The 23,063-nt window shown below is 68.9% G+C and carries 18 protein-coding genes and 1 pseudogene; 9 read left to right on the top strand and 10 right to left on the bottom strand.

The annotated features are described in order from the left end of the window. Positions 1-109: 109 nt before the first annotated feature. Positions 110-520 (top strand): annotated as a pseudogene (locus tag ACIQBL_RS35195) (ATP-binding protein). Positions 521-544: 24 nt separating this feature from the next. Here ACIQBL_RS35195 and ACIQBL_RS35190 read toward each other — a convergent pair. Further along, positions 545-2,902, bottom strand: coding sequence for a tetratricopeptide repeat protein (locus ACIQBL_RS35190; protein ID WP_401949279.1), 2,358 nt, complete (start codon positions 2,900-2,902; stop codon positions 545-547). Positions 2,903-3,084: 182 nt separating this feature from the next. Here ACIQBL_RS35190 and ACIQBL_RS35185 point away from each other — a divergent pair, with 182 nt between their 5' ends. Continuing rightward, the gene (locus ACIQBL_RS35185) at positions 3,085-4,572 is read left to right on the top strand and encodes an ATP-binding protein (protein ID WP_401949277.1); all 1,488 of its coding nucleotides are present in this window, start codon (positions 3,085-3,087) and stop codon (positions 4,570-4,572) included. A 129-nt stretch (positions 4,573-4,701) separates the two neighbouring features. Next, positions 4,702-5,772 carry a DNA glycosylase AlkZ-like family protein gene (locus tag ACIQBL_RS35180; RefSeq protein ID WP_401949275.1) on the top strand — a complete coding sequence of 357 codons (1,071 nt, stop codon included), beginning with the start codon at positions 4,702-4,704 and terminating at the stop codon, positions 5,770-5,772. Here the strand turns inward: ACIQBL_RS35180 and ACIQBL_RS35175 are convergent. Further along, positions 5,759-6,367: a YceI family protein gene (locus ACIQBL_RS35175; protein WP_401949272.1), complete on the bottom strand. Its 609-nt coding sequence runs from the start codon at positions 6,365-6,367 to the stop codon at positions 5,759-5,761. The genes ACIQBL_RS35180 and ACIQBL_RS35175 overlap by 14 nt on opposite strands. A 375-nt stretch (positions 6,368-6,742) precedes the next feature. Between ACIQBL_RS35175 and ACIQBL_RS35170 the strand changes: the two genes are divergently transcribed. The 3 genes from ACIQBL_RS35170 to ACIQBL_RS35160 all read left to right on the top strand — a co-directional run bounded on the left by ACIQBL_RS35170 (position 6,743) and on the right by ACIQBL_RS35160 (position 9,101). Continuing rightward, positions 6,743-8,326 carry an acyl-CoA carboxylase subunit beta gene (locus ACIQBL_RS35170; RefSeq protein WP_401949270.1) on the top strand — a complete coding sequence of 528 codons (1,584 nt, stop codon included), beginning with the start codon at positions 6,743-6,745 and terminating at the stop codon, positions 8,324-8,326. A 57-nt stretch (positions 8,327-8,383) separates the two neighbouring features. After that, a complete protein-coding gene (locus tag ACIQBL_RS35165; protein WP_401949267.1) occupies positions 8,384-8,572 on the top strand; it encodes an acyl-CoA carboxylase subunit epsilon in 189 nt (62 codons plus the stop codon). A gap of 73 nt (positions 8,573-8,645) precedes the next feature. After that, positions 8,646-9,101, top strand: a complete 456-nt coding sequence (locus tag ACIQBL_RS35160; RefSeq protein ID WP_401949264.1) for a hypothetical protein — start codon at positions 8,646-8,648, stop codon at positions 9,099-9,101. Positions 9,102-9,157: 56 nt separating this feature from the next. Here ACIQBL_RS35160 and ACIQBL_RS35155 read toward each other — a convergent pair whose 3' ends face one another. The 8 genes from ACIQBL_RS35155 to ACIQBL_RS35120 all read right to left on the bottom strand — a co-directional run bounded on the left by ACIQBL_RS35155 (position 9,158) and on the right by ACIQBL_RS35120 (position 19,905). Next, positions 9,158-9,739: an ATP/GTP-binding protein gene (locus tag ACIQBL_RS35155; protein WP_009314218.1), complete on the bottom strand. Its 582-nt coding sequence runs from the start codon at positions 9,737-9,739 to the stop codon at positions 9,158-9,160. Continuing rightward, the gene (locus ACIQBL_RS35150; protein WP_401949261.1) at positions 9,720-10,301 is read right to left on the bottom strand and encodes a DUF742 domain-containing protein; all 582 of its coding nucleotides are present in this window, start codon (positions 10,299-10,301) and stop codon (positions 9,720-9,722) included. The genes ACIQBL_RS35155 and ACIQBL_RS35150 overlap by 20 nt, the downstream gene beginning before the upstream one ends. 94 nt (positions 10,302-10,395) lie before the next feature. After that, positions 10,396-10,809, bottom strand: a complete 414-nt coding sequence (locus tag ACIQBL_RS35145; RefSeq protein WP_005479603.1) for a roadblock/LC7 domain-containing protein — start codon at positions 10,807-10,809, stop codon at positions 10,396-10,398. A 10-nt stretch (positions 10,810-10,819) separates the two neighbouring features. Continuing rightward, entirely contained in the window at positions 10,820-14,113 is a 3,294-nt protein-coding gene (locus ACIQBL_RS35140) for a nitrate- and nitrite sensing domain-containing protein (RefSeq protein WP_401949258.1), read from the bottom strand. Positions 14,114-14,508: 395 nt separating this feature from the next. After that, a complete protein-coding gene (locus ACIQBL_RS35135) occupies positions 14,509-15,084 on the bottom strand; it encodes an ATP/GTP-binding protein (RefSeq protein WP_006375318.1) in 576 nt (191 codons plus the stop codon). Next, entirely contained in the window at positions 15,065-15,463 is a 399-nt protein-coding gene (locus ACIQBL_RS35130; protein ID WP_019058642.1) for a DUF742 domain-containing protein, read from the bottom strand. The genes ACIQBL_RS35135 and ACIQBL_RS35130 overlap by 20 nt, the downstream gene beginning before the upstream one ends. A gap of 111 nt (positions 15,464-15,574) precedes the next feature. After that, positions 15,575-15,988, bottom strand: a complete 414-nt coding sequence (locus tag ACIQBL_RS35125) for a roadblock/LC7 domain-containing protein (RefSeq protein WP_005479910.1) — start codon at positions 15,986-15,988, stop codon at positions 15,575-15,577. Between the two features lie 11 nt (positions 15,989-15,999). Continuing rightward, complete coding sequence (locus ACIQBL_RS35120) at positions 16,000-19,905, bottom strand: nitrate- and nitrite sensing domain-containing protein (RefSeq protein WP_401949254.1); 3,906 nt, start codon at positions 19,903-19,905, stop codon at positions 16,000-16,002. Positions 19,906-20,477: 572 nt separating this feature from the next. On the opposite strand from ACIQBL_RS35120, the gene ACIQBL_RS35115 reads away from it, so the two are divergent. From ACIQBL_RS35115 to gltX, 3 genes are all read left to right on the top strand, one after another. Then, positions 20,478-20,663, top strand: coding sequence for a hypothetical protein (locus tag ACIQBL_RS35115; RefSeq protein WP_401949251.1), 186 nt, complete (start codon positions 20,478-20,480; stop codon positions 20,661-20,663). Positions 20,664-20,742: 79 nt separating this feature from the next. Next, positions 20,743-21,519 carry a fumarylacetoacetate hydrolase family protein gene (locus ACIQBL_RS35110; RefSeq protein ID WP_401949248.1) on the top strand — a complete coding sequence of 259 codons (777 nt, stop codon included), beginning with the start codon at positions 20,743-20,745 and terminating at the stop codon, positions 21,517-21,519. Further along, positions 21,512-22,996: a glutamate--tRNA ligase gene (gene gltX, locus ACIQBL_RS35105; protein ID WP_401949245.1), complete on the top strand. Its 1,485-nt coding sequence runs from the start codon at positions 21,512-21,514 to the stop codon at positions 22,994-22,996. Before ACIQBL_RS35110 ends, gltX begins: the two co-directional genes overlap by 8 nt. Positions 22,997-23,063: the final 67 nt, after the last annotated feature.

The following is a 23,063-nucleotide window of genomic DNA, read 5'->3' as shown; positions in this document are numbered from 1 at the left end:
TGTCCCTTTCCCCCGCGCACACCCGAAGTCGTCGTAGTGAGGTCGTAGCAATGAGAACTACGACCTCACTCACTGACCCAAGATAGTGACTCCCTGTGACAGTGGCCCCATGAACGAACAACTCCAACAGGGCCACACCCGCGAGGCGTTCTACCGCCGCGACCGTAGATCGGTAGCCCTGGCCCGCGACTTCACGCGGACCACCCTCACGGACTGATCCGTCACGGCCCGCACCGACGACGTACTGCTCTGCGTAAGCGAGTTGACGACAAACGCGATCCTCCACGGCGTGCCACCCGGCCGAGGCTTCGCCCTCCACCTCTCCCTGCACCCCGACGGAGTCCTCCGCATCGAGGTCCACGACAGCGGCACCGGCGAACTCCACCTGGTCCGGACGCCGTACAGGTCACTGCACGCGGAGGACGGACGCGGCCTGATGCTGGTCGCCGTGCTGGCGGACAAGTGGGGGGTGGGGGAGCGGTGCCCCGGCAAGGTGGTGTGGTGCGAGTTCGGCGGGTGAAACCGAGACCGAGTGCCTGTTCCGTCAGGCCTCGGTGTCCTCGCGGAGGAGGCCCGCACGCTTTGCTACAGCTACCGCAGCGGTGAGCGCGGCCCGCGCTTCCGGGCGACGACCGGCCGATTGGTGTATCTCGCCGATCTTATTGAGCTGAAAGACGAGCATGGAGAAGTCACCGGACGCCTCAAGTAGATCGCGTGCGGCGTGCGCGGCCCGGAGAGCTTCGTCCTGGCGGCCCAGGCGGGTGAGTACGCCACTGAGATTGCTCCAAGCGATGGCTTCCTGATGATGGTCGTCAAGTGAGGCGAACCAGTCGCGGGCGCGCATGTGGGCCTTCACTGCGTCTTCATGTCGGCCCATGTCGGCCCACAGGCCGCCCAGATTGCCCCATCCCGCCGCTCGACCGTGCCAGTCGCCCAATTCGGCGCAGAGGCCGAGGGCATGGGCATTGACGCCCTCCTCGAAGCGTCCGAGCTTCCCAAGTAGGGTGCCGAGCCAGCGGCGAGAGGTGGCTTCCGCCACTCGGTCCCCGGTCCTCGTAAAGTACGGCAGACACTGGGTCAGGTGGCCGTGCGCTTCGGAAAGACGCCCGATCAGGGTCAGTAGCTGAGCCAGATTGAGCTGGCACTGGGCCGCCGACCTGTGTCGGCCAAGATCGTCGAGAGCGCGCAGCGCACGGGTCTGGGCGGCGATCCCCTCTTCGTATCGTCCTGACTGGCAAAGGGTCGCTCCGCGATTGGCGAGCACATCAGCCAGCGCAGCCAGGTCGCCCAGCTCCTCGCCGATTCTCTCCGCATGGTCGTAGCAGTCGAGTGCCTCGTCGAGCCTGCGCAGACCGTCAAGGGCCTGACCGAGCCATTCCCAGGCCGATCCCTCGGTCGAGCGAAGGTGACGCCGGGCGGCGGCCGCGAGCACGGCGCGGGCCACGATCTCCACGTCCTGGTATGCGCGGCGATGGCGGAGGTGCTTCAAATAGTTGGTGAACGCCTCGGCCAGGACTGAGGCACAGGTGAATTCGTCTTCATCGTCGCTGAGCACCCACAGCGATACGGAGAGCAGATCGGCGCGTTCGTTGTTGCACCACGCCAGGGCCAGCGAGCGATCACCCGTGAACACGTCCGGGGCATCATCGATTGGTGGTCCCCAGATCAGGGCCAAAGCGGACTGCAATGTCTGCCAGTAGTAGGCGGTTAGCATCATGCGAGCACGGGTTGCCTCCGACTGGAGCGAGGAATCGTTTTCGACGACGTTTTGGGCATACAGCCGCACCAAGTCGTGCATCTGCCAACATCCGTGACTGCGGAACGGTCTCACAGGGACGAGCAAAGAGCAGGCGACGAGGTCTTCCAGCGCCGACTCCAGCTTCTGCTGGGGCAGTTCGGAGAGGGCCATCGCCCCGCCGAGCCCCACCACGTCAGCGGGAGCCTGGGCGATCAGCCGGAGTACCCGCGCGAGACGCGGCTCCAGACGCTCATACATCACGTCGAACACGGGGCGTAGGGCCAGGTCCTTGCCGTACTGATCCACCCCCTTCGTGCTCAGGGCCCGCAAGCGGTCGGCGGCGTCCCGTAGCTCGGCCGTGAGTGTGGCGATTGGTCGCTGCCGACGCCGCTGTAGAAGGGCCGCCCCGATCGAGAGTGCCAAGGGCAGGTGTCCACAGAGTTCGGCCAGATCCCGTACGGCATCCGGCTCGTCGGCGACACGGTGGTCGTCCGGGTCCTGGTGGCGCAGCGAGCGGTCGATGAAGTCCTGTGCGGCCTGCGGACTGAGCGTGGCGACCGTCAACTGTCGCATTGGGAGGGAGTCCTGGACGTCCCGCGATGTGATCAGGACTCGGTGGTCCGTGCCCTCTCCGGGGAGCAGCGGCCAGATCTGTCTCGGGTCGGAGACGTTGTCGAGAACGATCAACATCCGGGGTCGGTCGGCCAGTTCGGATCGGTACCGAGCGAACTGGGCCTCAGGTGACTGGGGCAGTTCTGCGTCCCGCAAGCCCAACATCTCCAACAGCAGGGTGACTGCGCGATCCGCCGACATCGGAGTGTCGTCGTATCCGCGCAGGTCGGCGAAGAGCGTGCCACCCGGAAACCAGGCTCGCGTCCGCGCGATGTGCGCCGTGTGCAGAGCAAGAGCGGTCTTGCCCACTCCGCCCAGCCCTGACAGCGCGCAGGCGCCCCTGTCCTGGGCGGCTGGTTCGTCCGGCGGAGCGAGGAGGGCGAGGAGTTCCTCGACTTCGGAGTCTCGTCCGGTGAAGAAAGCCGGTGGTGCCTGCAAGGTGGACGGTGGAGGCGGTGGGGGAGTCGCGGCTGTGCCCGACGGCGCTGCCACGCCGGTTACGGGACCGTGGAAGACGCTACGGCTGAAGTCGAAATAGTCCCCGTCGCCCATCAGCTTCGTCCATTCCCCCGCACAGTCTTCGACCACATCTTGGCCCACGCGTCAGAGGCGCGGGCGGAGACAGGAAAACAGACACGGTCACCATCCGGGCCGTGCCCGGGTGCTGCGATTCTCATTAAGGGAAGCGTATTTCCGGGAAGCGTACTTCCTTAACTATTCGTTTGGGGACAGCCATGACTCGCACACAGGCCCACCTGCGTAAACCTTCCGACATGTTCGCCCGCGACCGGGAATGGAGCGAACTCACCGCCTTCGCGGCGGACGAAGGTCCGGAGGCCACCATGGCCGTGGTCTCCGGACGCCGCCGACAGGGCAAGTCCTTCCTGCTCGACTCCCTCGCCCGGGCCGCCGACGGGTTCTACTTCTGTGCGTACGAGGCGACGGAGGCCGAGTCCCTGCGCCGCTTCGGTGAGGAACTCGGCCAGTACACCGGCAGCATCGCCCCCATGCGCTTCGACCGCTGGGAACAGGCCGTCGACGCGCTGCTCGCCCTCGGGAAGGACAGAGCTGTCCCCGTGGTCATCGACGAGTTCCCGTACCTCGCCAGGGCCACCCCCTCGCTCCCTTCCATCGTGCAGGTCGCCTACGGCCCCCGCCGCCCCGAACGGCTGGAGTCCCGCACCCGCCTCCTCCTCTGCGGCAGCTCCCTGTCCTTCATGGGCAAGCTCCTCAGCGGCACTTCACCCCTGCGAGGCCGCGCCAGTCTCGAACTCGTCGTCCAGCCACTGGACTTCCGGCAGGCCGCGGCATTCTGGGGCATCGAAGAAGACCCCCGGCTCGCACTCCTCGTGCACAGCGTCGTGGGCGGAACCCCCGCCTACCGAAGGGAGTTCGTACGCGACGACGTCCCGGCCGACCTGGACGACTTCGATGCCTGGGTGTGCCGCACAGCGCTCTCGCCCCGCTCCCCGCTCTACCGCGAGGCCCGCTACCTCCTGGCCGACGAATCCGACCTTCGGGACCGAGCGCTGTACCACTCCGTACTCGCGGCTCTCGCCTCGGGCAACGCCACGGCGGGCCGGATCGCCGGCTGCCTGGAGCGGCCCACCAGCGACATCACCCACCCCCTCACGGTCCTTCAGGACTGCGGACTCGTCCGCAAGGAGACGGACGCCTTCCGCCGAAACCGGAGCGTCTACCGCATCGGCGAACCCCTCATCGCCTTCGACCACGCCGTCTCCCGCCCCAAACTCCCCCTGCTGGACAGGGGATTGGCGGATCAGGTCTGGGCGAGTTCCCGGCCCCGATTCCTCTCCGCTGTCGTAGGACCCCACTTCGAGCAGATCTGCCGCGAATGGGTGGTCCACTTCGCCGCTCCCGAGACCTTCGGTGGCATGCCGATCGACGTCTCCTACGGGACCGTTCCGGACCGGACGGAGCGCACCGCCCACGAGATCGACGTGGTCGTACGGGGCGCGGTGGGCCAGGACAACGGCGTCCTGCTCTCCCTCGGCGAGGCGAAGTGGGATCAGGTCATGGGAATCGGGCATCTGGAGCGGTTGCGGCACGCGGCCACGCTGCTCGCCGGACGCGGAGTCGACACGTCTGTCGTCCGGCTCGCCTGCTACAGCGGGGCCGGATTCACCGACGAACTGCGAGCCGCAGGGGACCGGGGAGAGGCCGTGCTGGTGGACCTGGAGCGTCTCTACCGGGGGGAGTGAGGGGAGTGAAACGCCGTCCGCCCGGAGGCGCGTTCCCTCTAGGTTAATAGTTCATGTGTTCTATAGAGTGCGAAAGGATCCGCCAAGCCGAGCCCGCCACGTTCACCGAACCCGCCGAGTCGAGCCCCCATGCATGAACTCACCCGCCCCCAATCCCGCCGAATCGCCGTCCAGGCCCAACTCCTCGACGCCCACCGCCCCACCGAACTCCACACCACGGTCCGCCAGTTGACCCTCCTTCAGATCGACCCCACGGCGGCGATCGCGCCCAACGCCGACCTGGTCGCCTGGAGCCGCCTCGGATCCTCGTACACCCCGGACGAGCTGACCGCCGCGCTCAAGGACCGCACCCTCCTCGAACTCCGCGCGATGATCCGCCCGAGCGAGGACCTGGCGCTGTACCGCGCCGACATGGCCGTAGGGGAGAAGGAGTCGAAGCACCACCGGGAGTGGGTCGCGGCCAACGACCGTTGCCGGCGCGACATCCTGGACCGGCTCGGGAGTCAAGGGCCGCTCACCTCACGGGAGTTGCCCGACACGTGTGCGGTGCCCTGGAAGTCGTCCGGCTGGACCCACCACCGGAACGTCAGTCAGCTCCTGGAGCTGATGGTGCTGAGGGGGGAAGTCGCGATCGCGGGGCGGGCGGGGCGGGAGCGGCTGTGGGACCTGGCCGCACGCGTCTACCCGGACGAGCCCGCCGTTCCGCTCGACGAGGCGCGCCGGCTGCGGAACGAACGGCGGTTGCGCGCCCTCGGTATCGCCCGCGCCACCGGCACCGCACTCCCCGTCGAACCCGCGGTTGTCGGCGAGGTCGGCGAACCGGCCGTCGTAGAAGGGGTGAAGGGGGAGTGGCGGGTCGATCCGGCGTACCTGGAACGGCCGTTCAGCGGGCGCGCCGCGCTGCTCTCGCCGTTCGACCGGCTCCTCCACGACCGGAAGCGCACCACCGAACTCTTCGGCTACGACTACCAGTTGGAGATGTACAAGCCGGCCGAGAAGCGCCGCTGGGGTTACTTCGCACTGCCGATCCTCTACGGCGACCGGCTCGTCGGGAAGCTCGACGCGGTCGCCGACCGCAAGGCCGGCGTGCTCCTGGTGAACGCCGTCCATCAGGACGTGGAGTTCACCAGGAGCGTCGCCGATGCCGTGGAGGCCGAGATCGAGGACCTGGCGGTCTGGCTCAACCTCAGGCGCTCTTGATCGCCGAGATGTCGAAGTTCAGCTTGATCTTGTCGGAGACGAGGACGCCACCGGTCTCCAGCGCCGCGTTCCAGGTGAGGCCCCAAACGGAGCGCAGGATCTCGGCCTTGCCCTCGAAGCCGACGCGCTCGTTGCCGAACGGGTCCTTCGCGGCGCCGTTGAACTCCAGGTCGATGGTGAGGGGCTTGGTGGTGCCGAGGATCTCCAGGTCACCGGTGATGCGGTAGTCGTCGCCGCCGAGGGCCTCCGCCGAGGTGGAGCGGAAGGTCATCGTCGGGAACTCCTCCGTCTTGAAGAAGTCGGCGCTCTTGAGGTGACCGTCGCGGTCCGGGGAGCCCGTGCTGATGCTCTCCATCTTGACGTCGAGGGACGCGGTGGACTTGGCCGGGTCGCTGCCGTCCAGGTGCAGCGTGCCGGTGAAGTCGAGGAAGCCGCCCTTGACGTTGGTGACCATGGCGTGGCGGGCGACGAAACCGAGCGTCGTGTGCGACGGGTCGATGGTGTAGTCGCCGGTCAGCGCGGCCAGGTCGGGGTTGACGGCGGCGGGCGCCGCGGTGGTGTCCGTGTCGTCGCTCTTGCGGCCGAAGATGCCCATGACGTGCTCCTAAGGGGACGGGAAGTGCGGAGGGTGAAGCAGTTGAACGTTCAACGATGCCAACACGAAGGACCGTAGACCTATTCCATTCAATTTTCAACATCATCCGCAGGGTGTTGGGGCAACTACTACGAGTACGCTCTCCCGGCGGCGTCGGCAACGCGGGGATCACTCCACGGATGGCATCCTCCCGATGTGAATGTGAGGTGGCTCTCGGCTGTCGCCTTTGTGTAACCCCTACAACGGGCACGCCCCCTGAGCAGTCGGAACGGCTGCATGCCGGTGAGGTTCTGTTCAGGGGTACCAGGAAAACGGGCCGGAGACTGTGCAGAGTCGACGGCGCACATTCCTTGGTGTCCTTCGTAGGGTCGGTACATGACCGTTTTGGATGAGGCGCCGGGTGAGCCGACGGACGCGCGCGGGCGAGTGGCCGAACTGCACGAGATCCGTGCGCGGGCACTGGCCGGCCCGAGCGAGAAGGCGACCGAGGCGCAGCACGCCAAGGGGAAGCTGACCGGCCGGGAGCGCATCGACCTGCTCCTCGACCCCGGGTCCTTCCGCGAGGTCGAGCAGCTGCGCCGGCACCGGGCCGTCGGCTTCGGCCTGGAGGCCAAGAAGCCGTACACCGACGGTGTCATCACCGGCTGGGGCACGGTCGAGGGCCGTACCGTCTTCGTCTACGCGCACGACTTCCGCATCTTCGGCGGCGCGCTGGGCGAGGCCCACGCCACGAAGATCCACAAGATCATGGACATGGCCATCGCGGCCGGTGCCCCGCTGGTGTCGCTCAACGACGGCGCCGGCGCCCGTATCCAGGAGGGCGTCTCCGCCCTCGCCGGCTACGGCGGCATCTTCCAGCGCAACACCAAGGCGAGCGGGGTGATCCCGCAGATCTCCGTCATGCTCGGCCCGTGCGCCGGCGGCGCGGCCTACTCGCCCGCCCTCACCGACTTCGTGTTCATGGTCCGCGAGACCTCGCAGATGTTCATCACCGGCCCGGACGTCGTCAAGGCGGTCACGGGCGAGGAGATCACCCAGAACGGCCTGGGTGGCGCGGACGTGCACGCCGAGACCTCCGGCGTCTGTCATTTCGCCTACGACGACGAGGAGACCTGCCTCGCCGAGGTGCGCTACCTCCTGTCGATGCTCCCGCAGAACAACCGGGAGAACCCGCCCCGCGCCGAGTCGACCGACGAGGCCGACCGCCGCTCGGACATCCTGCTGGACCTGGTACCGGCCGACGGCAACCGGCCGTACGACATGGCGAAGGTCATCGAGGAGATCGTCGACGACGGCGACTACCTGGAGATCCACGAGCGCTGGGCCCGCAACATCATCTGCGCGCTCGCTCGCCTCGACGGCCAGGTAGTCGGCATCGTCGCCAACCAGCCGCAGACCCTGGCCGGCGTCCTGGACATCGAGGCCAGTGAAAAAGCTGCGCGCTTTGTCCAGATGTGTGACGCTTTTAACATTCCGATCGTTACGTTCTTGGACGTCCCGGGATTCCTTCCCGGCGTCGACCAGGAACACGGCGGAATCATCCGGCACGGAGCGAAGCTGCTCTACGCGTACTGCAACGCCACCGTGCCGAGGATTTCGCTCATCCTGCGCAAGGCGTACGGAGGTGCCTACATCGTCATGGACAGCCAGTCCATCGGCGCCGACCTCACCTACGCCTGGCCCACCAACGAAATCGCCGTGATGGGCGCCGAAGGTGCCGCCAACGTCATCTTCCGCCGCCAGATCGCCGACGCCGAGGACCCCGAGGCGATGCGGACGCGCATGGTCAAGGAGTACAAGTCCGAGTTGATGCACCCGTACTACGCGGCCGAGCGCGGACTGGTCGACGACGTCATCGACCCCGCCGAAACCCGCGACGTACTCATCAAGTCGCTCGCGATGCTGCACACCAAGCACGCGGACCTGCCCTCGCGCAAGCACGGCAACCCCCCGCAGTAACCCAGCGGACTCTCCGCGCCACCCCCGCGGAAACCTCATCCACGGAGACTGAGACCTATGAGTACCCCTGACATTCGTGTCGAGAAGGGCCACGCCGAGCCCGAGGAAGTCGCCGCCATCACGGCCGTCCTCCTGGCCCGCGCGGCGGCCGCCCCGGCGACCCCGACCCACCGTCCCCTCCCCAAGGCCGGCTGGCGCCGGCTGGAGCGCGAGGGTGGATTCCGGGCGCCGCACAGCTGGCACTGAGCCCCGAAGCGCGCACAGGGCCCCGGCCGTCCTTCACCGGGCGGGCGGGGCCTTCGCGTGCCTACAGTGGCCCTTGGACGGCGACGAGGGGGAACTCGTGGGTGTGCCGGGCGAGTTGGCGGACGAGGTGGAGCTGGTCGACGCCCTGCTGAAGCCTTTGGCGGACAGACCGGTGGACATGACCGACCCCGACTGGACGGTCCGCCTGGGCGAAGGACCGCACCCGCTGGACGAGGCCGGCGTCCGCGAGGAGGCCGAGACGGCACTGCGCCGACTGCTCGTGCTCTACGAACGGGGCGACGAGCAGACCCGGAGTGCCGTACGGGAACCGCTGAACCGTTGCGGCTCGTTCCGCCGGGCCACGCACGTGCCGGGCTTGTGCGAGGAGGCCTGTGCCGCCCGGATCGACATCCGGCCCCTCCTGCTGGAGGTGGCCGAACTCTCCAGCGCCGAGGCCAAGTACGGGATGGGTTCCGTTCAGGAGATCCTGCGCAGAGCGGCCGGCCGCGACCCCGCCGGGCTCTGGTGAACGCGAACGGCCCCTGTGCCTCCCGACGGAGACACAGGGGCCGTTTTCGCGTGGTCCTACCGCAGCCGCGCCATCAGCGCGTGCTCCACCAGCGTGATCAGAGCCGACTTCGCGTCCGCGCGGTGGCGGGCGTCCGTCGTGATGATCGGGGTATCCGGGCCGATCTGCAGCGCCTCGCGGACCTCGTCCGGGTTGTACGGCTGCTGGCCGTCGAAGCCGTTGAGGGCGATGACGAAGGGGAGACCCGAGTTCTCGAAGTAGTCGACGGCGGGGAAGCAGTCGGCGAGGCGGCGGGTGTCGACCAGGACGATCGCGCCGATCGCGCCGCGTACCAGGTCGTCCCACATGAACCAGAAGCGGTCCTGACCCGGCGTACCGAAGAGGTACAGGATCAGGTCCTGGTCCAGGGTGATACGGCCGAAGTCCATGGCCACCGTGGTGGTGGTCTTGTCTCCGGTGTGGGTGAGGTCGTCGATGCCCGCCGACGCGGACGTCATCACAGCCTCGGTACGCAGCGGGTTGATCTCCGAGACGGCCCCGACGAACGTGGTCTTGCCCACGCCGAAGCCACCCGCCACCACGATCTTCGCCGAGGTGGTGGAGCGGGAAGGACCGCCGCTAGAGCTTGCGAAGTCCACTGAGCACCCTTTCGAGCAGTGTCACATCTGGCTGGCCGCCGGCGTTCTCGTCGCCGCCGGGCTGATGAATGGCGACCAGGCCCGCCTCCGCCAAGTCGGCGACGAGGATCCTGGCCACACCGAGAGGGATCGTCAGGAGGGCCGAGATCTCGGCCACTGACTTGATCTCCCGGCAGAGGTTGCAGATCCGCTGATGCTCGGGCAACTGGCCCTGCAACTGGTGCGGCTGCGCGGTCGTGTGCACCAGCGCCTCGATGGCGAGCTGGTAGCGGGGGCGAGTCCGGCCGCCGGTCATGGCGTACGGACGCACCAAGGGGTTGTTCGCCGCCCCCGCGGGCGCGGCTTCGGGGGAGCGGCGGTGCGGCTGCACGGGCTGGATGCGCGGCGCCGGCGGCTGGTCGTACGGCGAAGGACCGGGGCCCTGGGGCGTGTTGTACGGCTGGCCGCGGCGCGGGGACGGCGAGGAGGGGAAGTTGTACCGGTTCTGGGAACCGTCGCCCTGCCCCTGCCCGGGGCCGTACGACCAGTTGCCCGAAGACGAACCGCCTGGGGGTGTTGCCACTTTCTCCTCCTCCGACTGTGCCGGGCACCCATCAATGTGGAGCCGCGTCCCGAAACCTTATGGCCTCGGGACGCCAAAACGCACCGTCCGTCTGTTAGTTGAGAAGGCTCCCCTGGAGCTCTGCTCGAAGGTCAGGGGTCAGGACCGTGCCGGCACGGTCCACCAGAAGTGCCATCTCGTACCCAATGAGGCCGATGTCCGCCTCCGGGTGGGCGAGGACCGCGAGCGAGGAACCGTCGGACACGGACATGATGAAGAGGAATCCCCGCTCCATCTCCACAACCGTCTGGTTCACGCTGCCGCCCTCGAAGATGCGCGAGGCACCGGCGGTCAGTGAGGTAAGACCCGACGCGACGGCCGCCAACTGGTCGGCACGGTCACGCGGGAACCCTTCGGACATCGCCAGAAGGAGTCCGTCGGCGGAGACCACCACCGTGTGCGACACACCCGGGGTGTTGTCCACGAAGTTGGTGATCAACCAGTTCAGGTTCTGCGCCGCCTGGCTCATCGGGCTCACACTAACGCTCCTGGTTGTAGGTGCTGTCAGAGCCGAAACCCTGACCGTTCGTTTCACTGCCCGCGCTGCGTCCCCGCTGGACCCCGCGGCGCAGGTTGCTCAGCCTGCCCCGGATGTCCTCGGGAGCGCGGGAGACCTGGGGGCCGCCCTGGGGGGTGCTCTCGGCGGTGCCCTCGACCAGGTTGGCCTTGGGTACCCGCCGCGGCAGGCCGGAGGAGGTGACCCCGCCCGCCTTCGGCTTCTTCAGCGCCGAGGCCTGCTGCCAGCGCGCGTCGTTCGCCGACTGCCAGTCCACAGTGCCGGTGGTGCCGTTGGCGCTGCCGTTCGCGGTGCCGAAGACATTGACCTTGCTCTCCGGTGCGGAGGGCGACGCCTCCTGGTGCACGGGCTGCGAACCGTTGGCGCCGTTCGCGGCCGAACCGCGGCGCGGCAGCCCGGCGTCGGTCAGCGCGTGGACGGCGGAGGGGGCCGGTCCCGGACGGTCGAAGCCTACGTGATCCCGCTCACTCACGTCAGCGGCCTGCGTGGACTCCGCCTCCGGAGCGTACTGGTCCGGGTAGCCGTTGCGGTAACCGTCCTGCTGCGGCCAGTCGCCCTGGTAGGACGGCTCTTCGAAGCCCGAGAACGCCTCCGACGCGGCAGGGTGCGCCGACGCGTGCTCCTCCTGGACCGGCTCCGCGTACCCGGGCTCCGGGTAACCGCCGTTCGACGGGAAGGAGTCGGCGAAGGTGTCGTTCTGCGGCAGCGCGCCGTTCGGCGCGAAGTACTGCTCGTCGTACGCGGGCTGCTGCGGCTCGTCGTACGACGTCTGCTGCTGCTCCTCGTACGTCGGCTGCCCGTTGTACGCCGACGGCAGCTCCTGGTAGCCCTGCTGCCCGTTGCCGTACGGCTGCTGCGGGTCGTCGAACTCCGGGTACTCGCCCGCCTCCAGGGCCTCCTGGCCGGGCTTGTGGCTCTCCAGGGCCGCGCGGCGCTCCTCGCGCATCAGCGAGCGGCCCACCGGGTCCAGCTCGCGGATGTCGTCGGGCACCTCGGAGTAGCGGGTGTCGTCGAAGCCCAGCTCGGCCGCGGTGCGCATCGGGGCGTGGTTGAAGTCCTCGCCCTGGAACTGCTGCTGCGGCTGCTCCGGCATGATCTGCGAGACGGTGAACTCGTCGCGCTGGAGCTGCTGTTCGCCACCGCCACCGTGGGTGATCGCGTCGGGCAGCATGACCAGTGAGGTCGTACCGGCCTGCTCGCCCGAGGGGCGGAGCTGGACGCGGATGCCGTGCCGGTCGGACAGCCGGCCGACCACGAACAGGCCCATGCGCTGGGAGATCGCGACGTCCACGGTCGGCGGGTTGGCCAGCTTGTGGTTGATGTCCGCGAAGTCCTCGGCGGTGAGGCCGATGCCCTTGTCGTGGATCTCGATCATCACGCGGCCGTCGGGAAGACGGGTGGCGGTCACGCGGACCTTGGTCTGCGGGGAGGAGAACGTCGTCGCGTTCTCCAGCAGCTCGGCGAGCAGGTGCACGAGGTCGGTCACGGCGCGGCCGTGGATCTCGGCCTCCGGGACGCCCGACAGCTCGATGCGCTCGTACTGCTCCACCTCGGAGGAGGCGGCGCGCAGCACGTCGACCAGCGGGACCGGCTGGTCCCAGCGGCGGCCGGGCTCCTCGCCGGCGAGGACCAGGAGGTTCTCGCCGTTGCGGCGCATACGGGTCGCGAGGTGGTCCAGGCGGAAGAGGTTCTCCAGCTGGTCCGGGTCGGCCTCGTTGTTCTCCAGGTCGGTGATCAGGGTCAGCTGGCCCTCGATCAGCGACTGGTTGCGGCGCGAGAGGTTGGTGAAGATCGCGTTGATGTTGCCGCGCAGGAGGGCCTGCTCGGCCGCCAGTCGTACGGCCTCGCGGTGGACCTGGTCGAAGGCGCGGGCGACTTCGCCGATCTCGTCCGTGGTGGTGATGGGGATCGGCTGGACACGGGTGTCGACGCGGCCGGGGTCGGTGCGCGAGAGCTGGTCGACCAGCATCGGCAGGCGCTGCTCGGCGATGCCGAAGGCCGCGTTGCGCAGCTGGCGCATCGCGCGGCTCATCTGGCGGGCGACCGCGCCGGCCAGGATGAAGGCGAGGAGCAGGGCGACGACGACGGCGGCACCGGTGATGATGGCGTCGCGCTTGGCGTTGTCGGAGATGACCGAGGCCTCGCTCACCGCGGTGTCGGCCTTGCTCGTCTCCAGCTTGTTGTACGCGTCGTACTTGAGGGTGGTGACCGCCCACCAGTTCTGCGCGGTGATGCCCTTCGTGGCGAGGACGGCGCGCGCCGAGGCGTCGGTGGTCTGCAGCTGCGACATGGCCGTGACCATGTCGATCGGGTTGGCCGGCGGCGGTACGTAGGTCTCGCCCGCGGACTTCGCCTGCGCGGCGGCCTGCTTGACCATGGCCGCGCCGTCGGTCTTGATCTTCGCCTCGGCCGTGGTCAGCTTCGCGATGTCCTCGTCGGTGCCACCGGCCTGGTACTCCTGGATGGCGATGCCCTCCAGGTAGGCGTACGAGGTGATGGCGGTGCGCTGGGTGGCGAGGCTGCCCTGGCCGGGGCCGGGCTTGACGAGCAGGTGCATGCCGATGGAGCGCTCCAGGGAGAGCGCGCCCTTGGCGAGTGCGATGGCGTAGACGGAGCGGCCGTAGCTGGTGATGTTGCCGGTGCCGAGGCCGAGCTCGTTCGAGAACTCGAGGAGCGGGTGCTCGATGTTGACGTAGCTCTCTTCCGTCTTCACGCCCGTCATCTTGGACGTGTAGGCGGCGGCGCGGATCGTCTGCAGCGAGGGCTCCACCTTGCGGAAGCGCTCCAGACGGCGCTCCAGGTTGGCCCGCTTCGGCATCTTCTGCACGGCTGCGTCGAAGGCGTCGGCGGCCTGGTCGGTGGCCTTGCGGACGGCGACGACCGTCTTGTCCTTCTGGCCCTTGCCCAGCAGGAGCGGAGCGGCGCTGGTGTCGCGCTCGACGGTGACCGCGTTGCTGTAGGCCAGGGCGGCCTGTATGAGACGGGCCGTGTTCGCCGCGTCCCGCGCGTTCTGCCAGGTGTCGATCGAACTCTTCACCTGGAAGCCGCCCATGATGAGGCCGACACCGACGGGTATGAGCAGGATCGCGTTCAGCCTGGTCGGCACCCGCCAGTTCCGCGGGGAGAAACGGCCACCGCTCGGAGCCGGTGGCGCCGTCGGCTCCGAGCCCGGCACAGGGGCGGACGCCGCTCCGCGCGGCGGCGGGGTGAAGTTGCCCCGGGCCGACGGCTCGGGACCGTTCTTGCTTCGCCTCACTCGACCAACAACCTTCCGGCGGTCGGCACCGTCGTGCCGCAGTGTCTCAAGCCCGTCAACGACCTCTGCCTATCAGTACGTCATTGACTATTGGGCAGTTCAGGCATTCCAGCACGTCAGCATGCGCGATTCCAAACAGTCGGAACGGCGGATTCCGAGTGATGTAAGCCCCAGATAAAACGGTCATAAAGAGCGAGCCCCGCCAAAAGGCGGGGCTTTGTTCGCGCAGTGGCACCGGATGACCGCGACGAGTGGCCGTACCACCCGATTCCTCTGCCGAAACGTTATGAACACCGGGGCCGACCGTGTCAAAAGCCACAGCCGGCTCCGGGGTGTCTACGACAACTGCCGTATGGCGCTGCCGACTTGCGCACTGCTTCAGGGCTGGCCGAAAGCTACCGCAGACGAGCCATGAGTGCGTGCTCGACCAGCGTGATCAGCGCACTCTTCGCGTCCGAGCGGTGCCGGGCGTCCGTCGTGATGATCGGCGCGTCCGGACCGATCTGCAGCGCCTCGCGCACCTCTTCGGGGTTGTACGGCTGGTGCCCGTCGAAGCCGTTGAGGGCTATGACGAAGGGGAGACCCGAGTTCTCGAAGTAGTCGACCGCGGGGAAGCAGTCGGCGAGACGGCGGGTGTCGACCAGGACGACGGCGCCGATCGCGCCGCGCACCAGGTCGTCCCACATGAACCAGAAGCGGTCCTGACCCGGCGTACCGAAGAGGTACAGGATCAGGTCCTGGTCCAGGGTGATACGGCCGAAGTCCATGGCCACCGTGGTGGTGGTCTTGTCCCCGGTGTGGGTGAGGTCGTCGATGCCCGCGCTCGCGGACGTCATGACGGCCTCCGTGCGCAGCGGGTTGATCTCCGAGACGGCACCCACGAACGTGGTCTTGCCGACACCGAAGCCACCCGCCACCACGATCTTCGCGGAGGTGGTCGCCCGCCCTCCGTCAGAGCTTGCGAAGTCCACTGAGCACCCTTTCGAGCAGCGTCACGTCCGGAGCGCCGCCGTTGTTCTCATCGCCGCCCGGCTGGTGGATGGCCACCAGTCCGGCTTCGGCGAGGTCCGCGACGAGGATCCGGGCCACACCGAGGGGCATGGCGAGGAGTGCCGACACCTCCGCGACCGACTTGACCTCACGGCAGAGGTGGCAGATGCGCTGGTGCTCAGGGAGCAGCCCCATCAGCGCCGCCGGGTCGGCCGTGGTGCTGATCAGGGCCTCTATGGCGAGCTGGTAGCGCGGCCGGGTCCGGCCGCCGGTCATCGCATAAGGACGTACCAGCGGCTGGTCGCCCTCGTCCCCGTACGGCTCGGCGTACGGATCATGAGAGGCGGTGGGCGGGGTCATGAATCCTCCGGGCGGGACAGCAAGTCGGTCGGGCTAGCCGTCTGACAGGGCCGGTGGGGGGATTGTGGCGGCCGGACGGTGATTTGGTGAGACGGGTGGTGCCGGGGCCGGTCAGTGAAGCAGACTGCCCTGGAGTTCGGCGCGCAGGTCCGGTGTGAGGACCGCCCCCGCACGGTCGACGAGCAGTGCCATCTCGTAGCCGACGAGACCGATGTCGCACTCGGGGTGCGCGAGCACTGCCAGGGACGAGCCGTCCGAGACGGACATGAGGAAGAGGAATCCCCGCTCCATCTCGACGACCGTCTGTGCCACGTCGCCGCCCTCGAAGATCCGGGATGCCCCGGCCGTCAGCGAGGTGAGCCCGGAGGCCACGGCCGCGAGCTGGTCGGCGCGGTCGCGCGGGAAGCCTTCCGACATGGCCAGAAGGAGTCCGTCGGCAGACACGACGACGGTGTGGGACACACCCGGGGTGTTGTCCACGAAGTTGGTTATCAACCAGTTGAGGTTCTGTGCCGCCTGGCTCATCTGGCTCAAAACTAACGCTCCTGCTGGTGAGTGGGGCTGGGGAAGCTGCCGGTCTGGCCGGTACCCGTACCGGCCTGTCGGCCCTGTGCGATGCCCCGACGGAGATTGGTCAGCCGGCCGCGTACGTCATCAGGCGCACGGGAGACCTGCGGACCCGTTTGGTGCTGTTGCTGCTGTGCCGTACCCGGGACGAGGTTCGCCCTGGGCACCCGGCGCGGCAGACCGGAGGTGGTGACGCCGCCCGCGGCCGGTTGCCGTACGCGCTCCGCCTGCCGAACGAGATCGTCGTTCGGCGAGCTGCGCCAGGTACCGCCCGTGGGACGCTGGGGGGGTGTCGCCGGAGCCTGCGGTGCCTGCGGCTGCGGGGCGGGAGCGGAGCCGTTGCTCGGGGAGCCGTTGCTCTGCTGTTCCGCCTGCTGGCCGTGGAACCAGTTGGTCTCCAGCGTGTCGTACAGCGGCGTCCTGCCGTCGCCGGGACCCGTGGCAGGCGGCAACGCCTCGGGCTCCTGGCGGGTGGGACGCTGCGGGGCGGGCGGCCGCGGGGTGCCGAAGTCGGCGCCGTTGCGGTTCCCGTTGACCTGCGGTCGCTCGAACTGCCCGGTGTTCGCGGGGTTCTGACGGTTCGGCAGATTGTGCTGACCGGTGGAGCCGTTGTCAAAGCCGGGCGTCGCGAACTGGCCCGTGGAGCTGCCGTCGTAGGCCGTGGGGACTGCGAACTGTCCCGTGTTGGCCGGGTTGGACGGGTTGTTGGCCGGGCTGTTCGGGCTGCCGAAGACGTCCGAGCGGACGAACTGGCCGCCGTTCTGCGGGGAGTTCGCGCCGGGACGCGGGGCGTCGAAGTCGGGCCGGGGGAACGAGCCGGTGTCCTGTGAGCCGTTGACACCCGGGCGGGGGAAGGATCCGGTGTCGTGCGGTCCGCCCGCACCGGGGCGGGGGAACGACCCGGTGTCCTGGGAGCCGTTGACACCGGGACGCGGGAACGAGCCCGTGTCCTGCGGCGCGCTGGTGCCCGGGCGCGGGAACGACCCGGTGCTCTGCGGGTCGAGGCGCGGGATCGCCGGCATCTCCGTCGTGGCCGCGGGGCCCTGGCGGTCGTCGACGCGGGGCATCCGGGAGGTCTGCTCCGCGTCCCGCTCGTCGTGGCCGCGCGGGGCGTCGAGGTTGCCGCGGCCCAGCGGGGGCTGCGCGTTCTCGTCGCTCCAGCTGGGGCGCTGGTTGTTGCCGCCCGGCAGCTCGGCCCGCGCGCCACCGCGCGGCGGGAGCTGCGGCTGACGCCCGCGGCGCCGGCCACCACCGCGGGGCGGCTCGGGCTCGTCGTTGCTCGTGCGCTGCGGCGGCACCGGGTTGCCCTGCGGCGGCATCCCGCCGAAGGCGTCCTGGCGGCCGTCGCCGAAGCCCTGCGGGGCACCCGGGCCGGTGGCCTGGAGCCCCTGCGGAGCGCCCGGCGCCTGGCCGAAGAGACCGGCACCCGTGTTGGCCGGACGGCCCTGCGGCGCCGAGGGACCCTGCGGTCCACGCGCACCGCCGGGACCACCGGGGCGTCCGCCGCCCGCGCCGGGCAGCGCGGCCCGCGGGCCCTGACCGGCGCCGACCTGGCCGCGCGGAGCGGCCCCGGCACCGAGAAGTCCGGTGTTCCCGCCGCCCGGCGCACCCGCGCCGAGGGCGGAGCCGTTCTGGCCGTTGCCCCGGCGGGCCGCACCGGCGCCAGCCGCGGCAGCCGCCGCTGCGGCGCCGACGGCGGCCTGGCCGGGCTTGCCCGGAGCGGGCTTCTTGCCGCCCTGGGCGACGTCGACGGGGAGCATGACCAGCGCGGTCGTACCACCGGAGTCGGACGGCCGCAGCTGGATGCGGATGCCGTGGCGCTGCGAGAGGCGGCCGACCACGAACAGGCCCATGCGGCGGGAGACCGAGACGTCCACGGTGGGCGGCGAGGCGAGCCGCTCGTTGATCGCCGCGAGGTCCTCGGGGGAGAGGCCGATACCGGTGTCGTGGATCTCGATCAGGACGCGGCCGTCGGGCAGCGCGTGACCGGTGACCTTGACCTTGGTCTGCGGCGAGGAGAAGGAGGTCGCGTTCTCCAGCAGCTCGGCGAGGAGGTGCACGAGGTCGTTGACCACACGGCCGGCCACTTCGGTGGTCGGCACGGAGGACAGCTCGATGCGCTCGTACTGCTCCACCTCGGAGGCGGCGGCGCGGAGCACGTCGACCAGCGGGACCGGACGGGTCCAGCGGCGGCCGGGCTCTTCACCGGCGAGGACCAGGAGGTTCTCACCGTTACGGCGCATGCGGGTCGCGAGGTGGTCGAGCTTGAAGAGGGAGGACAGCTGGTCCGGGTCGGCCTCGCGGGACTCCAGCTCGGAGATGAGCGAGAGCTGACGCTGGATGAGGCCCTGCGAGCGGCGCGAGAGGTTGGTGAACATCGCGTTGACGTTGCCCCGCAGAAGGGCCTGCTCGGCGGCGAGGCGAACGGCCTCGCGGTGCACGTCGTCGAAGGCCGCGGCCACCTGGCCGATCTCGTCCCGGGAGTGCACACCGACCGACTCCACGGACGTGTCGACGTCCTGCGGGTCGGACTCGGACAGCTGCTTGACCAGCTCGGGCAGGCGGTCCTGGGCGACCTTGTTGGCGGTCTCCTGGAGGCGGCGCAGCGAGCGGATCATGGACCGGGCGATGACGAAGGCGCCGACGAGGGAGACACCGAGCACGAGCAGGATCAGCGCACCGGAGATGATCGCCTCGCGCTCGGAGGCGGAGCGCAGCTCGCGGGCCTTCTGCTCCATGTCCTCCAGGAGCGTGTGCTCGATCTTCTTCATCTGCTCGATCTTCGTCGAGCTGTCGTCCACCCAGTCCTTGTAGGACCGCTTGTCCAGCGAGGCCAGGCCGTTCTGGTTGTCGAGGACACGCTGGGCGTAGGTGTCGGCCGACTCGATGATCGGGTTGCTGTCCTCGATCGGCGTGATGAGTTCCTCGGCGCCCTGGTCGCCGTAGATGTTGCGGAAGATGCTCAGTTCCGACTTCTCGCTCTCCAGAGCGGAGTCGGCGTACAGCCGGTCGTTCGGGGAGAGGCTGCCCGTCTGCGTGTTGTTGGGCGGCAGGGCCGCCGCGATCACGGCGCGCTGGACGGACGAGAACTCCTTGGCGGAGGAGAAGGCCGCCAGGGCGCGGGTGCGCTGGATCATCTCCGGGTTGCTGGTGGCCTCCGCCATGTCCTGCGAGAGGCCGAGCAGCTGGGTGATCAGACGGTGGTAGGCGTCGACCGTCTGCGTCGAGTTGTTCTTCGACTGATACGCCGACTTGCGGATCTTGTCGAGGTTGTCCAGCTCGGTCGCGAGACCGACCAGGCTCTCCCGGACGCCCTGGAGGTTGCCCGTCTTGCTGGCGCTGTCCACCTCTTCCGAGGCGTTGATGAAGGCGTCCTTGGCGCGGTCGGTCTTGTCCTCGTAGCCCTTGACCTCGTAGTCGGTGGCCTTGCCGCCGTGGGCCAGGGGGCCGGCCGACAGGTCGCGCTCGTCCTGGAGCGCGGTGGCGAGCGCGGTGGCCTGCTTGGTCATGTCCGTCAGCAGCTTCATGTTGTCGAGCTGCTGGATGTCGGTCATGGAGTCGCTGATGCGCAGTGCGCCCAGCGAGGTGGCCGCGACCACGGGGAGCGCGAGCAGCGACACCAGGCGCGTGGAGATGCGCCAGTTGCGCAGGGCGACGCGCGAGCCGGGTCCGGGCGAACCCGTCGGCGGCTTCGGGGGCGCGGGGGTCGGGGCTGCGGACGCGCCGGGGCGCCCGGGGCCTCCGCCGTCGCCTGACGGTGCCGGGCCCGGGTTCTGGGCGTGCTGGGGCGAGGAGCTGCCGGTCTTGGGGCCAGCCCCGCCATGCGGCTCCGGCTCCGCCGAAGCACTGCCATCCCTCTTGAAACGTCCCTGCACTAGCGTCGCAACCTCTGGACCAGGCGCCCCTCCGCGTGAACGGAAGGACGGTGTCGGCGTCTTAGGGAGCGCCCTGAACGCGCACCCCAGTGTGTGGTCGTGAGTGACCGGCGCTGCTCCCCCTTCCGCCGCCCCTGGCGCTGCGTTGCGCCCTCTGCGCGCCGGGCTGATTCTGCGGCGGTCCGTGGAATTCCAGCACAGTGCCGGATCTCCAACAAGGCCCGTAGGCCAGGCCGTGACCTGTGTGACACCCCGTGAGGACAGTGTCACGGGACGTAGAAAGCTATTCACTCCAAAGTGGGCAAATCCCCACCATCTCGTGGAGCGTGGGATGTGCCCAAGTCGCCATGATCAGGAGCGGAATGGGAGCTTCAGGGGGTCAATGTCCGTTTCGTTGAGGTGAGTTGGGGGTCCGAATTGGTCGGTATGCCCACAGGGTGGTGAGCAAACTCACATGCGGATCAGGGGCTCTTCACGTCTTCGGCCGGGAATTGCATGTTTAGCCTGACGCTTTACATGAGGGCACAATCTGCCAACCGCCCACCCACGGACGACGAGGGTCGAGTACAACAGTGAAGACGACGATGATGTTCCGCAACATTGCCAACCCGCGACGCACGACGCTGGCGCACCTCACGGACGCCGAGGCGCTGCAGACGCCGGAGCTGCAGGAACACTCGCTCGACCTGCCGGCCCAGACCGCCAACCCGCGCCGCACGATCCTCACCGAGATCCCGGTCACCGCCGCCGCGGAGTAATCGCGCGAGGAGGGGCCCCGCACCGCGTTAGCCTGGAGCGTCAGACTCCAGCCAGCTCAGTGAGGGGCGCCAGGATCCCGTGCGCATCGCCAGATTCTCCATCGACGGGAACGTCGCCTTCGGCGCGGTCGAGGGCGACAGGCCGGACGAGCTCGTCCTCGACATCATCAAGGGCATCCCGTTCGCGGACTTCGAACTCTCCGGTACGAAGGTCCCGGTGAGCAAGGTCCGGCTGCTGCCGCCGGTGCTCCCGAACAAGGTCGTCGCCTACGGCCGCAACTACGCCGAGCACGCCCGGGAACTGGGCAACGAGGTGCCGGACGTCCCCTTCGCCTTCTTCAAGCCGTCCACCTCGGTGATCGGCCCCGGCGACGACATCCAGTACCCCTCCTTCACCGAGGACCTCCACCACGAGGCCGAACTGGCCGTCGTCATCGGCCGGATGTGCCGCGAGGTCCCGCGCGAGCGCGTCAAGGACGTCATCCTGGGCTACACCTGCGCCAACGACATCACCGCGCGGGACGTCCAGAAGCGCGAGAAGCAGTGGGCCAGGGCCAAGGGCTTCGACACCTCCTGCCCGCTCGGCCCCTGGGTGGAGACGGACCTCGACCCGAGGGACCTCACCATCCAGCTGACCGTCAACGGACAGCAGCGGCAGCTCGGCCGCACCAGCGAGATGATCCACTCGATCGAGGATCTGATCGTCAACATCACCGAGGCCATGACGCTGCTCCCCGGCGACGTGATCCTCACGGGCACCCCGGCAGGCGTCGGACCGCTCACCGTCGGCGACGAGGTCGCCGTCTCCATCGAAGGCATCGGCACTCTCACCAACAAGGTTGTCAAGCGTGGCTAGCGCATCTGCCCCAGCTGTCCGTGTCCGTTTCTGCCCCTCGCCGACCGGCAACCCGCACGTGGGCCTGGTCCGCACCGCCCTGTTCAACTGGGCGTTCGCCAAGCACAACCAGGGCACGCTGGTCTTCCGCATCGAGGACACCGACGCGGCCCGCGACTCCGAGGAGTCCTACGGCCAGCTGCTCGACGCGATGCGCTGGCTGGGCTTCGACTGGGACGAGGGCCCCGAGATCGGCGGCCCGCACGCGCCGTACCGCCAGTCGCAGCGCATGGACATCTACAAGGACGTCGCCAAGAAGCTCCAGGACGCCGGCCACGCGTACGACTGCTACTGCTCCACCGCGGAGCTGGACGCCCGCCGCGACGCCGCCCGCGCCGCGGGCAGGCCGTCCGGCTACGACGGCCACTGCCGCGATCTGAGCGCCGAGCAGGTCGAGGCGTACCAGGCCGAGGGCCGCACGCCGATCGTCCGCTTCCGGATGCCCGACGAGACGATCACCTTCACGGACCTGGTCCGCGGCGAGCTGACGTTCACCCCGGAGAACGTGCCGGACTACGGGATCGTCCGGGCCAACGGCGCCCCGCTGTACACACTCGTCAACCCCGTCGACGACGCCCTGATGGAGATCACCCACGTCCTGCGCGGCGAGGACCTGCTCTCCTCCACCCCGCGCCAGATCGCCCTCTACAAGGCGCTGGTCGACCTGGGCGTCGCCAAGGAGATCCCCTCCTTCGGGCACCTGCCGTACGTGATGGGCGAGGGCAACAAGAAGCTCTCCAAGCGCGACCCCGAGTCCTCGCTCAACCTCTACAGGGAGCGCGGTTTCCTGCCCGAGGGACTGCTCAACTACCTTTCCCTGCTGGGCTGGTCGCTCGCGGCCGACCGGGACGTCTTCGCGATGGACGAGATGGTCGCGGCCTTCGACATCACGGACGTCAACCCGAACCCGGCGCGCTTCGACCTGAAGAAGTGCGAGGCGATCAACGCCGACCACATCCGCCTGCTCGACGTGAAGGACTTCACGGAGCGCTGCGCCCCGTGGCTGAAGGCGCCGTTCGCCCCCTGGGCGCCGGAGGACTTCGACGAGGCCAAGTGGCAGGCCGTCGCGCCGCACGCGCAGACCCGCCTCAAGGTCCTCTCGGAGATCACGGACAACGTCGACTTCCTGTTCCTGGCCCAGCCCGTCGAGGACGAGGCGTCCTGGACGAAGGCCATGAAGGAGGGCTCCGACGCCCTCCTCCGTACGGCCCGCGAGAAGCTGGAGTCGGCGGACTGGACCTCCGCCGAGTCCCTCAAGGAGGCCGTCCTGGCCGCCGGCGAGACCCACGGCCTCAAACTCGGCAAGGCCCAGGCCCCGGTCCGCGTCGCCGTCACCGGCCGCACGATCGGCCTGCCGCTCTTCGAGTCCCTGGAGATCCTCGGCAAGGAGAAGACCCTCGCCAGGATCGACGCGGCCCTCGCCAAGCTGGCCGCGTAACGCACACGCGCGTGGAGGGGCGGCGGCCGTAAACGGCCGCCGCCCCTTCGGCGTTGTCAGTGCGGGG

This window comes from Streptomyces sp. NPDC088350 (assembly GCF_044753545.1).
GTDB lineage: Bacteria > Actinomycetota > Actinomycetes > Streptomycetales > Streptomycetaceae > Streptomyces.
Note: the sequence above shows the minus strand (reverse complement) of the source record. Positions and strands in the feature narration are given on the sequence as shown.